Consider the following 13599-nt stretch of genomic DNA (forward strand, 5'->3'; position numbering starts at 1 on the left):
CCTACCTCTCGTCCTGTGCCAGCCGGACGCCGGCGAAGATCTGCCTGCGCTCACGCAGGTCCCAGTTGCGGAACGTCGTCGTCGCGACCCGCGGGTCGGCGGCCCAGGAGCCGCCGCGCAGCACGCGGTAGTCGCGGTCGAAGAAGACCTCGGAGTACTCCGGGTACGGGTGCGCCCGGAACCCCGGGTAGCCGTGGAAGACCGTCGACGTCCACTCCCAGACGGAGCCGCGCCCGTCGAGCACGCCGTCCTGCCCCCAGGTCGCCGCCTGCTCCCACTCTGCCTCGGTCGGCAGGCGCGCTCCGTGCGCGCGGGCGTAGGCGTCGGCCTCGAACCAGGAGACGTGGCACACCGGTGCGTCGGGGTGCCCGTCCCTGATCGCCCGGTGACACGTGGAGTCGTCGTCCTCCTTCCACGCCCAGCCCTCGTCGGACCACCACTCGCGCCGCTCGTAGCCGCCGCCCTCGGCGAAGCGCAGCCAGCTGGCGTTGGTGACGGGCCGCGAGGCGATCCGGAACGCGGGGACCTCGACGGCGTGGCGGGGACGCTCGTTGTCGTAGGCGAACGGCCCGTCGGCGGCGCCCTGGTGCAGGACGCCCGCGGGGACGGACACCCAGGTGCCCTCGCCGCCGGCGGCCGGGCCGGGGAGTCCGGGGGGCACGAGGCCCGCGTGGTGCATCGCCTGCAGCATCGTCTCGGTGTGCTGCAGCTCGTGGCGCAGGACCATCTCGTGCAGGACGCCGTCGCCGATGCCGACACGGTCGATGACCGCGAGGGTCCGCTCGCGGACGGCGGCCATCTCGGCCTCGGCGGCGTCGCGGCCGAGGATCTCGAGGTCGCCGCGAACGGCGCGCGGCGTCTCGAACGCGTCGTACAGCGCGGCGAGATCGGGGCGGCGCAGCGGCTCGCCGCCGTGGCGGTGCACGAGCCAGAGGTCCTCGTAGGCGGCGATGTGCCCGAGGTCCCAGGCCAGCGGCGAGAGGATCGGGTCGATCTGGCGCTCGCAGTCGGCGACCGACAGGTGCGCCACCAGGGAGAGGGTCCGCGCCCGGACCGCGGCCAGGTCGGCCGTCACGGACTCGGGGGTCGCGACCGCCGGGGCGACGGGTGCGTGCGCTGGGATGCTGGGTGACGCCATGGAGAACGCGGGCCGGGGCCCGTCGGGAAGCCTATGCCCGGATCCGGCGTCCGCCAACACTCCGCGGACCGCGTTCACCGGCTGTTCACCGGTCGGTCGTGGCCGGGCGCCCCGCGGACCGACCGCCACCGGGGCAGGCGCCACGGGCGGTTTCGGTGCCCGCGGCACGTCGGGCCGCGCCCGCCCGCCGGCGGCAGCCCGGTCCTGCCGCTTGGCGCGCGGGCGCTCAGTGGTCGTGCGGGTGCGCCGTCTCGGAGACCGGCGCGTGCTCCTCGTCGCGGATGACGTGCATGACCGCGTTGATGAGCGCGAGGTGCGTGAACGCCTGCGGGAAGTTGCCCAGGTGCCGGCCGGTCGCCGCCTCGAGCTCCTCCGCGTAGAGGTCCAGGGGCGAGGAGAGCGACAGCAGCCGCTCGCAGAGCTGCCGGCCGCGGGTGCGCTCCCCGATCTCCAGCAGCGCGCTGACGAGCCAGAACGAGCAGATCAGGAACGTGCCCTCCTCGCCGCTGAGGCCGTCGTCGGTCTCCTCGACCTTGTAGCGCAGGACGAGGCCGTTCTCGGTCAGCTCGTCGGCGATCGCGAGCACGGTGTTGCGCACGCGCGGGTCGTCGTGGGGGAGGAACCGCACGAGCGGCATCAGCAGGTTCGAGGCGTCGAGCGCGTCGGTGTCGTAGTGCTGGGTGAAGACCCCGCGCCCGTCGACCCCCTTTTCGCAGATCTCCGCGTGGATCTCGTTGGCGATCTCGCGCCACTCGTCGGCCAGCGCGTCCTTGCCGCGACGGGACGCCAGCCGCGCCCCGCGGTCCAGCGCCACCCAGCACATGAGCTTCGAGGACGTGTAGTGCTTCGGCTCGCCGCGAGCCTCCCAGATGCCCTGGTCCGGCAGTCGCCAGGTCTCGATCGCGCGCCGGACCTGGTCCTCGATCACCGGCCACAGCCGCTGGGAGTTGTGCCCGTACTCCTTCGTGTGCAGGTACAGCGAGTCGAGCACCGCGCCGTAGACGTCGTTCTGGCGCTGGTCGTGCGCGCCGTTGCCGATCCGCACGGGCCGTGCGCCCTCGTAGCCGGACAGGTGCTCGAGCGTCTGCTCGTGCAGGTCGCGCTCGCCCCCGATCCCGTACATGATCTGCAGCGAGCCGTCGGCGTTGCGCTCGGCGTCGGCGACGAACTGGATGAAGTCGTCGGCCTCCCAGTTGAGGCCCAGCGAGTTCAGGGCGCTGAGCGTGAACGTCGCGTCGCGCATCCAGGTGTAGCGGTAGTCCCAGTTGCGCTCCCCGCCCGGCGTCTCCGGAAGCGACGTGGTCGCGGCCGCGACCATCGCCCCGGTCGGTGCGTAGGTCAGGCCCTTGAGGACCAGCGCGCTGCGCTGCAGGTGCCCGCGCCAGCGGTGGTCGGGGAACTTCCCGTCGGCCAGCCAGCCGCGCCAGAACTCCGAGGTCGTCTGCAGCGCGATCTCGGCCTCCAGCACGCTGCGCGGGCCGTCGAGCAGCCGCGACCACGACAGCGCGCAGAAGCGCGTCTCGCCGGTCTCCAGGCGGTGCCGGGCGCGGGCGCAGCCGCCCTCGATCCCCAGGCGCAGGTCGCTGATCAGCCGCATCCGGCGCTCGCCGCCGTCGGTGCAGTCGACCGCCATCGGATCGCCCTCGGCGCGCTCCCAGGTGGCGGGGAGCGCCCCGTAGTCCCACATCGGCTCGCACAGCAGCTCGATCTGCGCCTGCCCGTGGATGCAGGTGATCGTCCGCACGAGGACGTGGTGGGCCTCGAAGTCCGTCGGGGGGCGCGTGTGCGCGGTCGCCGCGCCCTGCGTGCGCTCGCGCCAGTGGCCGATCACGAGCGCGTCGCGGACGACGAGCCAGCCCGTCGGGGTCATCCACGTCGTCTCGAGGATGTTCGTGCCCGGCTCGTAGCGCCGGCCGGCGGGCACGCCCATCGACGACGGGCCCAGGCGGAAGCCGCCCGCGCTGCGGTCGAGGATCGCGGCGAAGACGCTGGGGGCGTCGAACCGCGGCGGGCACAGCCACTCGACGGTGCCGTCCGGGGCGACCAGCGCGGCGGTGTGGCAGTCCGACAGGAACCCGTAGTCGGCGATCGGCGGGAACGGCGACTGCGTCGGCAGTCGCTCCACGAACGGGGTCGGCTCCGCCTCGAAGCTCTCGTCCATGAACGGGTCCATGGCGCCGCGGCGCGGCGGATGGGCGGCGAAGCCGTCTGGCGTCAAGGTCACGCCCCAAGGATGGCGGACCGCGACGGCCGGCTCAACGGGCGGGCGGCGACGTGCGGGAACGCCGACACGCCGGATTCCCGCAGAGCGCAGTCGCGGGGGTAAGCTCGCGCCATGGGGGGATCCCGACTCGTCGACCGGGCTGGTGACGAGGCGGGACTGGTCGAGCGCGCCGATGCGCTCGCGACGCTCCAGCGGCTGCTCGACGACACCGGGACCGGTCGCTGCGGGGTGGTGGTCCTGCGGGCCCCGGCGGGCATGGGCAAGTCGAGCCTGCTGGCGGTCGGCTGCGACGTCGCCGCCCGCAGCGGCCTGCGGGTCCTGCGGGCCCGTGGGCTCGACCTCGAGGCCGCCGTCGCCTACGGCGCACTGGCGCAGCTCCTCACGCCGGTCCTGCGCGAGCTCGACGCCGCCGCGCGCGACGCCGCGTTCCTCGGGCCGCTCGGTGCGATCGCCGCGCCGCGTCCGGTGCCGCTGGCCCCCGACCCCGACATGGCCCACGCCGTCCACGTCGCCGCGGCCGAGCTGCTCGCGGCCGCGGCGCAGCGGCAGCCGCTGCTGCTCGCGCTCGACGACGCCCAGTGGGCCGACGAGGCGACGCTCCGGGCCCTGACCGCCCTGCTGGCCCGGCTGTCCGACGCGCCCGTCGGGCTCCTCCTCGCCGCCCGTGACGAGCCCGGTCCCAGGAGCACGGCGATCGACGCGATCTGCGCCGACCCTCGGTGTCTCGTACAGGCGCTCCGACCGCTGTCGGCAGACGGCGTCGCGGCGGTCGTCGCCGCCCACACCGCCGTCCCGCTCGACGCGTCGACGCTCGCGGCGTGCACCGAGGTCACCGCGGGCACGCCGTTCTTCGCCGTCGCGCTCGCCCAGGAGCTGGACGGGCACCGGAGTCCGTCGGCCCCGATGGTCCACGCCTTGACCCCCGCGGCGGTGCGCCGCAGCGTCGGGCTGCGGATCGGCGCGCTCGGTCCCGCGGCCGCCGCTGCGGTCCGGGCGCTCGCGGTGCTGGACGACGGTGCGCCCCTGCGGCGACTGCGCCGGCTCGCGGACCTCGACGCGGCCGTCTGCGTCGAGGCGGTCGAGGCGCTCGTCGGCGCGGGGATCGTGCGACTGGAGCCCGGCGACCGCCTCGCGTTCGTCCATCCGATCGTCGCCGCCGGCGTCCGCGAGGACCTCGGTCCGGCGCGAGCCGCCGCCGCGCACGGCCGGGCCGCCGAACTCCTGCGGGCGGACGGGGAGCGGCCCGCCCGCATCGCCGCGCACCTGCTGCGATCGCCGGCGGGCGAGGACCCGCACGCTGCCGCCGACCTGCTTGCCGCCGGTGAGGATGCGCTCGCGCGCGGCGCCCCGGCCGAGGCCATCACGGTCCTCGAGCGCGCGCTGCGCGAGCCGCCGCCGGGCGCGCTGCGGTGCCCCGTCCTCCTCACCCTGGGGGGTGCCGAGCTGCTGGGCGGTCAGGCGACGTCGGCGGCCGGCCACCTGCGCGCGGCGCTGGAGGCGGCGACGGATCCGGGGGCGGCCGTGGCCGCCGTCGTGGCGCTCGTCACCGCGCTCAACGCGACCGGCGAGCACGCGCAGGCGGCGGCCGTCTGCCGCGACGCCGCGGAGCGCGGCCTGCCACCCGCGCTGCTCCTGGAGCTGGACGCCCACGTCGCCCTCACGGCCCGGTCCGTGGTCGCGACGACCGATCTCGCGCTCGAGAGCGTCGCCCGGCTCCGCGCCGCCCGGGATCCGGGCGCGCTGGTCTCCCTGGCACTGGCGATGAACCTGATCGCGATGCTCGACGACGGGGACGACCCGGTGCAGGACGCGATCGCGCTGGCGCGCGCGGCGCTCGCCCACCCGGCGCCGCTCACCGCCCCCGAACTGCTCATCGGGCACCTGTCGGTGCTGGTCATGGCGCTCGGCGAGCGCTTCGACGAGGCGGCCGAGGCGCTCGTCGACTACGAGCGGCGGGTCGCCGTCGCCGGGTCCCGCTCCGGCATCGTCGCCGCAGCGCAGGTCCGGACCCGGATCGAGCTGGCCCGCGGCGACATCGTCCGTGCGCGAGAGGCCGGGACGTTCACGCGCGAGACCGGCATGGAGCTGGGCTGGAGCGTCGGCCTGACCCTCGCCAGCGGCTGGCTCGCGGCCGCCGAGATCGAGGCCGGCGAGCCGGATCTCGCGGCCGCGACCCTGGCCCACCCGGCCGCCTCGGCGATGCCCGCGGGCTCGGGGCAGCTGCTGGTGCCCGAGATCGTCCGCGCCCGGCTGCGGCGCCACCGCGGTGACCCGGCCGGCGCGCTCGAACGCCTGCTCCGCGTCGGTGCCGGCGCCGAGGAGTGGCGCTGGCACAACGTCGGCGAGATGCCGTGGCGGTCGGAGGCTGCCCTGTGCCTCCATGAGCTCGACCGCTCGACGGAGGCGCTGGCGCTCGTCGACGAGGAGATCGCCGTCGCGCGCGCCGCGGGGCTGCCGGCGGCCCTGGGCCGCGCGCTGACCCGGCGGGCGGTCGTCACCGGCGACGGCGCCGGCCTCGAGGAGGCGACCGAGCTGCTGCGGGGCGCGGACGCCCGCGTGGAGCTGGCGCGCACCCTCACCGTCCGCGGACGCCGGGCGCTCGAGGACGGCGACCTCGAGGGCGGCCGCGGGCAGCTGCGGGAGGCGCTGGACCTCTCCGCGGCGGGCGGGGCCGCACTCGTCGCGAGCCGGGCACGGGCGGCGCTCGTCGCCTCGGGCGCCCGACCGCGCCGGGCGGCCGTCAGCGGTCTCGCGTCGCTCACCGAGCGCGAGCGGCGGGTCGCGACGCTCGCCGCCGAGGGGCGGTCCAACCGGGAGATCGCCGAGGCCGAGTTCTGCACGGTGAAGACCGTCGAGGTCCACCTCACCAACGCGTACCGCAAGCTCGGAGTCCCGGGTCGCGCCCAGCTTCCGGACGCCTTGGCGGACGGCTGAGACCCAAAACCCTGGGGGCGCGTTTCGGGTTGCGCGGGTTGGCGCGGCCCGCGGCAGCGTCGAGCCTGCGCGACGTGGCGCACGCCCAGGAGCTCGGTCTGAGCATCACCCTCGAGAACGGTCTGCCCTGTGGGCGGATCACGGCGGGAGACGGGACCCGCTGGTCGTTCACGGGCTGGACCGAGCTCGCCCTGGCCGTCGTCGAGGCGACGACGCCGCCGCACGACCCTCCACCAACCACGGGAGCACCATCACCATGAGGACCACGGACAAGCGCAGGGGAACCGCGCTGCTCGCCGTCCTGGCCGTCGCCATGACCCCGGCGGCCGCCGAGGCGCAGAAGAAGAAGGCCAAGGCGCTGACGAAGGCCCAGATCACCAAGCTCATCCGGGCCGAGATCAAGAAGACCAAGGGCCCGGCGGGCCCGGCGGGGACCGGCGGTCCGAGCGGTGCCGCGGGCGCCGCCGGCCCGGCAGGCCCGACCGGTCCGGCCGGGCCGTCCACGCCGCAGACCATCGCGGACGGCTCGATCACCACGGCCAAGCTCGCGGACGGCTCGGTCCTGACCGGCAAGATCGGCGACAACACGGTCACGCTGGCCAAGCTGGCGGACGACAGCGTCGGCTCGGCGGAGATCGTCGACGGGAGCGTCGCCGTCGCCGACCTCGCGCCGGAGGCGCGGACCTCGGCGGCCGGAGTCTTCCGCAACGCGGTCTCCGGCGACACGATCACCCTCACGTCGACGACCCCGACGGTCGTCGCGACCTTGACGCTGCCGGTCGGCGGTCCCTACGTGGTCTTCGGCAAGGCGCTGGCGTCCGCCACCTCCGGGGAGCCGGGGAAGATCACGTGTGACCTGGTCGGGGTCGCGCTCTCCGCGAGCGACACCGCCACCGCCGGACCGCTCAGCGACAACGCGCTGGCGGGCACCGTCGACGCGGTGGCCCTGAACACGCAGATGCTCGTGGCGAACTCGAACCCGGGCGCGCAGGTCACGCTCACGTGCGCACCGGAGGCCGGCGGCGTCGTCGCCCCGACCACCCGCCTGACGCACATCAAGATCATCGCCGTCCACCTCGCCTCGCAGGTGAACGGGCCCGTGACAGGCTGACGGCTCCTGCGCTCAGCGCAGCAGCTGGTACCGGCCCATCGACGTCGCCCCGGGGATGATCGGGGCGGCGTCGACGTCGAACCACTGCTCCAGCAGCGACGCGTACAGGCTGCGGAAGTCGGTGGTCGAGCGCAGGTTGTCCTGGGCGTCGAGCGTCGCGAGCCCGGGGAACTCCCCGATCATCGCTCCGCGTGCCCGGGTGCCGAGCAGGAAGCCGATGCCCCCGGCGCCGTGGTCGGTGCCGTCGCCGTTCTGCTGCGGGCGGCGCCCGAACTCCGACCAGACGTGGACGAGGACGCGGTCGGCGATCCCCCGGGCCTCGAGGTCGCGCTGGAAGGCGAGCAGCCCGTCGCACGTCTCCCGCAGGTCGTCGGGGAACGTCTGCAGCTGGCCGGCGTGGGTGTCGTAGCCGCCCGGGGCGTCGATCGCGACGCAGCGCAGCGGCAGCCCGCCGGCGATCCCGGCGGCGACGCCGCGCAGCCGGGCGCCGAACTGCCCGGCCGGGTAGGTGATCGAGGAGGTGACGCCGTCCTGGTAGGGCGCGAGCGAGCGGCGGATGTCGTCGACCTGGGACGCGACGGTCCTGGCGACGCGGCGCTGCGGGTCGTCGGTCGGGAGCCGGCCGAGCGTGCCGATCGCCTCGAACATGGCGTCGTCGACGCCGTCGTACACGCCGGGGTGCCACATGCCGAAGTCGTCGACGCGGTTGACGCACGCGACCGGATTCGTCGACGCGGCCAGCGCGGGGGAGAGCGACCAGCCGACGCTCAGACCCTGGAGCGGGTTGGTGGCGCTGCCGTGCCGGTCGAGGTAGCGGCCCATCCAGCCGTGGCGGGCGTGGACGTCGAGCGCCCCGACCTCCCAGTAGTGCTGCGAGGTGAAGTGCGACTGGTCCGGCCCGGCGTAGCCGATCGCCGGGAGGACGGAGAGCTTGCCCTCGCCGTGGAGGGTCCGCAGCCCGTCGGCATGGGGCGCCCACATCAGCCGCGTGTCCTCGCCGAACCGGGGGCGCTCGCCGTCGAGGAGGCGCAGCGTCGGACGGAGCGTCGCGTAGCGCGGGTCCCCTACGGGCGCGAGGACGCTCAGGGAGTCGACGCCACCGGCCATGAAGACGCTGACGAGCACGCGGCCGTCTCCCATGGCCGCCTCGGCGATGCCCTCCTCGAAGGCCCCGACGCCGAGCTTCGACGCCCCGTAGACCGCGAGCCCGGCCCCGAAGCCCCGGACCATCAGGGACCGGCGCGTGAGTCCGGTACCGGCGGGCGCGGGCATGCCCGGCTCGATCTGCGGGAGGCCCTTGCCGGCCTCCGCGACGCCGTTGCGGAGCATCTCGGCGCGGGTGAACCCGGTGCAGCAGCGGGAGGGGGAGCTCATGTCAGGAGGTCTGGACGTCGGACGAGGACAGGATGAGGAGCCGCAGCGCGTTCTGTCGCAGTCCGCGCCGGGGGCCCTGCGCCCAGCCCGGCAGCCCCGCCGGGATCACCGTCGTCGCGAACTGCACGAGCGCCGTGCGGGTCTCGACGGTCAGCGGCGGCCGCCCGCAGTGCTGGTGGGCCCGGTCGACCGCCTGGGCGGGCGTCTCCAGCGGGTCGTACGGGCTCGTCGCGCTCCACGGGTCGACGGTGGTCGGGGACAGCGCAGCGGCGATGGTGTCCCAGCGGGAGCGCCAGCGCGACGTGTCCAGCCAGTCGCCGCCCCAGCCGGACACGTTGGGCGGGTGGAACAGCTGCTGACCGGCGTTGTCGCCCAGCCAGGACCACGAGGTCGTGTCGATGCCGCGCCCCAGCGCCCGCAGCAGCCCGGCCTGCTGGACGACCGGCGGCTTCACCATCGCGGGTCCGCGCAGGAGCGCCGGGTGGCGCAGGATCGCCTCGACGACGGGCGCGACCTCGTGGCCGCTGCCGACGTAGAGCGCCTGGAGCGCCGCCTGCGTCGCGCCGTCCGGGGGCTCCGGGACGAAGTAGGACCACAGCTTCGTGACGAAGAAGCTGGCGTGCATCGGGTGGTCGACGCAGAGGTCCGCGGCGTCGCGCCAGCCGAACGCGCCGGTGCGCCCGAAGATCGTCTTGCTGCCCGCGACGTGGTGGTTGGGGTCGAAGCGGAAGCTGTTCCAGCCGATCGGGTCCGTCCAGCTGCCGCGCCAGCCGCTGAACGCCTTGGCGGCCTCACGGACGTCCTGCTCCGTGTACGCGCCCCGGTTCGCGCCGAGGGTGAACAGCTCCATGACCTCGCGGGCGTAGTTCTCGTTGAGGTGCCAGCGGTTGTTCGAGACGCCGTCCAGGAACACGAGCATTGCGGGGTCCGCGGTCACCGCGCGCAGGAGCGTGCGGAAGTTCCCGAGCGCGTTGGTGCGGAGCGTCTGGTTCTGCGCGAGCATCAGCGACGCGGTGCTGACCTTGCCCTGGGATGTCGCGAACCAGTCGTGCCAGATCAGGGTCATCCGCTCGACGAGCGGCTGGTCGGTGCGGACCATGCGGTCCAGCCACCAGGCGTGGTCGTGGCCCCACAGGTCTTCGGGGGGCCAGCGCGCCTCCGTCCTCGTCCCGGGGCTCCGGTCCCGTCAGCGTCGCCGGGCCGGACGGGTGGACCAGGGCGCGGACGGCCGCGTCCAGCCCGCCGGCCGCGAGCGCCTCCGCCTGGCCGGGCCGGGGTCCGAACCCGGCGCGCCACAGCAGCCGGTGGGCGTCGGCGACCGAGAAGTCCCCGGGGGACGCCGGCAGCTCGCCCGGAAGCGGCTCCGGGTCGGGAGCCGGGGGGACGGCGGGTGCGGGCAGCGGGGCCGGGGCCGCGCCGGGGGCGGTCGGGGTGGGGGTGAAGACGGCCGGGCCCGGGGCGGGCGCGGCGCCGGCGGGCCGCTTAGCGGGGACGGGCTTCTTCTTCGTGGTGCAGACCTTGACGGTCTTCTTCCTGCCGCTCTTGGTGGTCACCCGCCGGGTGCGACAGGTGGTCGCCTTCGGCTTGGTGAGCTTCTTCTTGGCGGGGCTCGACGGCTTGCGCTTCTGCGCCGCCTTCTTCTTCGCGGCAGCCCGCTTGCGGGCTTTGGCCCGGGCCTGCTTCACGCTGCTGGACGACGACGCCACCCTGCAGGTCTCGGCAGGTCTGGACGATCGGTGTAGCGCTCCCTGGGGGTGGGTCGAACGACCGTCCAGCGCCGCCCGTCAGCCGACGGCGCGACCGAGGGCGTCGGCGTCGGCCAGCACCGTGAGCCGGTCCCGCCGCAGCAGCGACGCCGGTGTCGCGGGCGAGGGGGACCCGAGCGCCTTGCGCAGCGCGTCGCGCTTGCCCTCGCCCGATGCGGCGAGCACCAGCGCACGGGCCTTGCCGAGCGTCTCGAGCGTCAGCGTCACCCGGTTGGGCGGCGGCTTGGGGGCGTCGCGCACCGCCAGCACGCGCGGTCCGCCGGTGAACGTGTCGAGCTCGGTCGAGTAGGGGAAGAGCGATGCGGTGTGACCGTCCTCCCCGAGCCCGAGCAGGACGACGTCGAGGATCGTCGAGCGCAGCTCGCCCGCGTACGCGCGCGCGGCCGAGTCGGGATCGTCGAGCTCGCCGAGGATCCGGTGCTCGGTCACGCCGGCGGGGTCCTGCGCCAGGAGGGTCTCGACGACGAGCCGATGGGTCGACTCGGGGTCGTCGGGCGGCACGCAGCGCTCATCGGCGTACCAGAGGTGCGTGTCCCGCCAGCCGCTCGCGCGCTCGGCGAGCAGCTCGTAGGCACGGCGGTAGGTGCGGCCGCCCGACAGCGCCACGTTCGCGACGCCACGGGCCGACACGGCGGCGCGGACCTCGCGGTCGAGGCGGTCCGCGACCGCGACGGCCAGCGACTCCGCGTCGGGGAAGGACTCAGGGGTGATCCGCGTCACGGCGCTCCTGGCGGGCGGCGTCGAGGTGTGGGTGCTCGGCCGCGAGCTGCGTGTCCGCCCGGATCACGTGCAGCACGGCGTTGATGAGTGCGAGATGGGTGAAGGCCTGGGGGAAGTTGCCGAGGTGCCGACCGTTGCGCGCGTCGATCTCCTCGGCGTAGAGCAGCAGCGGCGAGGCGTACCCGAGGAGCTTCTCGCAGAGGGCGCGCGCCCGGTGCGTCTGGCCGATCTCGGCGAGCGCGCTGACGAGCCAGAACGAGCAGATGACGAACGCCCCCTCCTCGCCGTGCAGGCCGTCGTCGGTCTCGTCGACCTTGTACCGCAGCAGCAGCCCGTCGACGGCGAGCTCCTGGGCGATCGCCTCGACCGTCGCGACGATCCGCTCGTCGTCGGGCGGCAGGAAGCGCAGCAGCGGCAGCAGCAGGCAGCTGGCGTCCAGCGCGTCGGTGTCGTAGTGCTGGGTGAAGACCCCGCGGTCGTCGGTTCCGTGCGTCAGGACGTCCTCGCGGATCTCGTCGGCGGCGCGCTGCCACCGCTCGGCGGTCTCGCCGTCCTGGCGCAGCCGTGCGAGCCGTGCCCCACGGTCGCAGGCGACCCAGCAGAAGACCTTGGAGCTGACGAAGTGCTTCGGCTCCCCGCGGACCTCCCAGATCCCCCGGTCGGGCTCGCGCCAGTGCTCGATCGCGCACTCGACCTGGTGCGAGAGCACCGGCCACAGCGACTCCGGGAGCTGGTCGCGCGACTTCGTGTGGATGTAGACCGAGTCGAGGTAGACGCCCCAGACGTCGTGCTGACGCTGGTCGAAGGCCCCGTTGCCGATGCGCACGGGCTTGGCGCCCTCGTACCCGTCGAGGTGGTCGAGGGTCGTCTCGGTGAGGGTGCGCTCGCCGCCGATGCCGTACATGACCTGCAGGTCCTCGTCCTCGGACGCGACGTCCTTGATGAACGCGAAGAAGTCGCTGGCCTCCCAGTCGAACCCCAGCGAGTAGAGCGCCCACAGCGAGAAGGTGGAGTCGCGGATCCAGGCGTAGCGGTAGTCCCAGTTGCGCTCGCCGCCCGGGGTCTCCGGCAGCGACGTGGTGGTCGCGGCGGTCAGCGCGCCCGTCGGCGCGTAGCTCAGGCCCTTGAGCGTCAGCGCGCTGCGCTGCAGGTGCGCGCGCCACGGATGGTCGGGGAACTCACCGCGGGACAGCCAGTCGTGCCAGAAGTCGGCCGTGCCCACGAGCCGCGCGTACGCGTCCGCGTAGTCGGTCGGGGCGGCGTGCTCGGTCCACGAGAGGGCGACGAACCGCTCGTCGCCGTCGTGCAGGGTCGTGCGGACGATCGCATGGCCGCCCTCGATGCCCAGGCGCAGGTCGGTCGTGAGCCGCAGCTCCAGGTCGTGGCCGTCGGCCGTCCCGACGACCGCGCCGTAGCCGTCACCGTCGTACTCCCACTCCACGCGCGCCCGACCGTAGTCGAGCTTCGGGTCGCAGTCGGCGGTCATCTCGACCTGGCCGTTGACGCAGCGGATCGTGCGCAGCAGGACGTGGTCGGCGTCGTGGTCGTTGGGTGCGCGGCGGTGCGTGCGCGAGCGCTCCTGCTCGTGGTGCCACGGCCCCACGAGCAGGACGTCGCGGACGATCGCCCACCCGGTCCGCGTCTGCCAGGTCGTCTCGAGGATCATCGTGCCGGGGACGTAGCGCCGGCCGGCGGGAACGGCGACGCCGGTCGGGGCGACGCGGAAGTACCCCGCGTCGCGGTCGAGGATCGCCCCGAAGACCGAGGGCCCGTCCATCCGCGGCAGGCACATCCACTCGACGTTGCCACCGGGGGCGATCAACGCCGTGACCTCGCAGTCCGAGAGGAACGCGTAGTCGCCGATCGGCGGGAACGGGCTGCCGCCCAGGGGGACGTCCACACCGGTGGCCAGGCGCCTCACGTCGTCATCCCAGCAGCTCGACGTCGACGTCCGGCACACGGGAGCGCGCCGACGAGTCCGTCGTAGACCGCGCCGCCCCCGATCTCCGCTTCGGCGAGCTCGCCGAGCAGCGTCGCGGCTGCATCGGGGGAGAGCTGGGCGGGGAGCGGGAAGGTCGCGGCCCGGTCAGCCGCGGTCGGCATCCAGCAGCGCCTGCACGTCGTCATCGCTCACCGCGGTGCCGGTAACCGGGATGACGAGCCGATCGCCCGCTCCCCCGAGCGTGTCGTCGGCCACGGAGCGGACGCGGAGGTCGGTGCCGTCGGCGAGGACCTCGATCGGCCCGGGACGAAGGCCGAGGTGGTCGCGCAGCTGCTTGGGCATCACCAGCGGTCCTGCCTGATCGATGGTTGCGCGCATGGCTCGACGCTA

Annotated in this window: 11 protein-coding genes; 3 read left to right on the top strand and 8 right to left on the bottom strand. The window is 74.6% G+C overall.

The window, feature by feature from the left end; translation table 11 throughout:
• Position 1 precedes the first annotated feature (1 nt).
• Positions 2-1075 (bottom strand): SUMF1/EgtB/PvdO family nonheme iron enzyme, encoded by a 1074-nt coding sequence (locus GKE82_RS21320; protein ID WP_309233745.1) that lies wholly within the window; start codon positions 1073-1075, stop codon positions 2-4.
• A 289-nt stretch (positions 1076-1364) separates the two neighbouring features.
• Positions 1365-3299, bottom strand: a complete 1935-nt coding sequence (locus GKE82_RS21325) for a glycoside hydrolase family 15 protein (RefSeq protein ID WP_375337054.1) — start codon at positions 3297-3299, stop codon at positions 1365-1367.
• A 174-nt stretch (positions 3300-3473) separates the two neighbouring features.
• Here GKE82_RS21325 and GKE82_RS21330 point away from each other — a divergent pair, with 174 nt between their 5' ends.
• The 3 genes from GKE82_RS21330 to GKE82_RS21340 all read left to right on the top strand — a co-directional run bounded on the left by GKE82_RS21330 (position 3474) and on the right by GKE82_RS21340 (position 7407).
• Positions 3474-6296 carry a LuxR family transcriptional regulator gene (locus GKE82_RS21330; RefSeq protein WP_154734689.1) on the top strand — a complete coding sequence of 941 codons (2823 nt, stop codon included), beginning with the start codon at positions 3474-3476 and terminating at the stop codon, positions 6294-6296.
• A gap of 74 nt (positions 6297-6370) precedes the next feature.
• Entirely contained in the window at positions 6371-6556 is a 186-nt protein-coding gene (locus tag GKE82_RS21335; protein WP_154734690.1) for a hypothetical protein, read from the top strand.
• Positions 6553-7407 carry a hypothetical protein gene (locus tag GKE82_RS21340; protein WP_154734691.1) on the top strand — a complete coding sequence of 285 codons (855 nt, stop codon included), beginning with the start codon at positions 6553-6555 and terminating at the stop codon, positions 7405-7407. The genes GKE82_RS21335 and GKE82_RS21340 overlap by 4 nt, the downstream gene beginning before the upstream one ends.
• Positions 7408-7419: 12 nt before the next feature.
• On the opposite strand, the gene GKE82_RS21345 is transcribed toward GKE82_RS21340, so the two are convergent.
• The 6 genes from GKE82_RS21345 to GKE82_RS21370 all read right to left on the bottom strand — a co-directional run bounded on the left by GKE82_RS21345 (position 7420) and on the right by GKE82_RS21370 (position 13587).
• Entirely contained in the window at positions 7420-8781 is a 1362-nt protein-coding gene (locus tag GKE82_RS21345; RefSeq protein WP_154734692.1) for a DUF1501 domain-containing protein, read from the bottom strand.
• Position 8782: 1 nt separating this feature from the next.
• On the bottom strand, positions 8783-9916 hold the full coding sequence (locus tag GKE82_RS21350; protein WP_154734693.1) for a DUF1800 family protein: 1134 nt from the start codon (positions 9914-9916) through the stop codon (positions 8783-8785).
• A gap of 649 nt (positions 9917-10565) precedes the next feature.
• Positions 10566-11267, bottom strand: coding sequence for a 6-phosphogluconolactonase (pgl, locus tag GKE82_RS21355; RefSeq protein WP_309233747.1), 702 nt, complete (start codon positions 11265-11267; stop codon positions 10566-10568).
• A complete protein-coding gene (locus tag GKE82_RS21360) occupies positions 11248-13188 on the bottom strand; it encodes a glycoside hydrolase family 15 protein (protein WP_309233748.1) in 1941 nt (646 codons plus the stop codon). The genes pgl and GKE82_RS21360 overlap by 20 nt, the downstream gene beginning before the upstream one ends.
• Complete coding sequence (locus GKE82_RS21365; protein WP_154734694.1) at positions 13185-13370, bottom strand: hypothetical protein; 186 nt, start codon at positions 13368-13370, stop codon at positions 13185-13187. The genes GKE82_RS21360 and GKE82_RS21365 overlap by 4 nt, the downstream gene beginning before the upstream one ends.
• Positions 13354-13587, bottom strand: coding sequence for an AbrB/MazE/SpoVT family DNA-binding domain-containing protein (locus GKE82_RS21370; protein ID WP_154734695.1), 234 nt, complete (start codon positions 13585-13587; stop codon positions 13354-13356). Before GKE82_RS21370 ends, GKE82_RS21365 begins: the two co-directional genes overlap by 17 nt.
• Positions 13588-13599 lie beyond the last annotated feature (12 nt).

The organism is Conexibacter sp. W3-3-2 (genome assembly GCF_009707605.1).
In the GTDB taxonomy this organism is placed as follows: domain Bacteria; phylum Actinomycetota; class Thermoleophilia; order Solirubrobacterales; family Solirubrobacteraceae; genus Paraconexibacter; species Paraconexibacter algicola.

Bases quoted from the DNA above. Each gene is read 5' to 3' on its own strand.
- GKE82_RS21325 (WP_375337054.1), bottom strand. From the start codon at position 3,299: ATGGACGAGAGCTTCGAGGCGGAGCCGACCCCGTTCGTGGAGCGACTG.
- GKE82_RS21330 (WP_154734689.1), top strand. From the start codon at position 3,474: ATGGGGGGATCCCGACTCGTCGACCGGGCTGGTGACGAGGCGGGACTG.
- GKE82_RS21340 (WP_154734691.1), top strand. From the start codon at position 6,553: ATGAGGACCACGGACAAGCGCAGGGGAACCGCGCTGCTCGCCGTCCTG.
- GKE82_RS21345 (WP_154734692.1), bottom strand. From the start codon at position 8,781: ATGAGCTCCCCCTCCCGCTGCTGCACCGGGTTCACCCGCGCCGAGATG.
- GKE82_RS21365 (WP_154734694.1), bottom strand. From the start codon at position 13,370: ATGCCGACCGCGGCTGACCGGGCCGCGACCTTCCCGCTCCCCGCCCAG.
- GKE82_RS21370 (WP_154734695.1), bottom strand. From the start codon at position 13,587: ATGCGCGCAACCATCGATCAGGCAGGACCGCTGGTGATGCCCAAGCAG.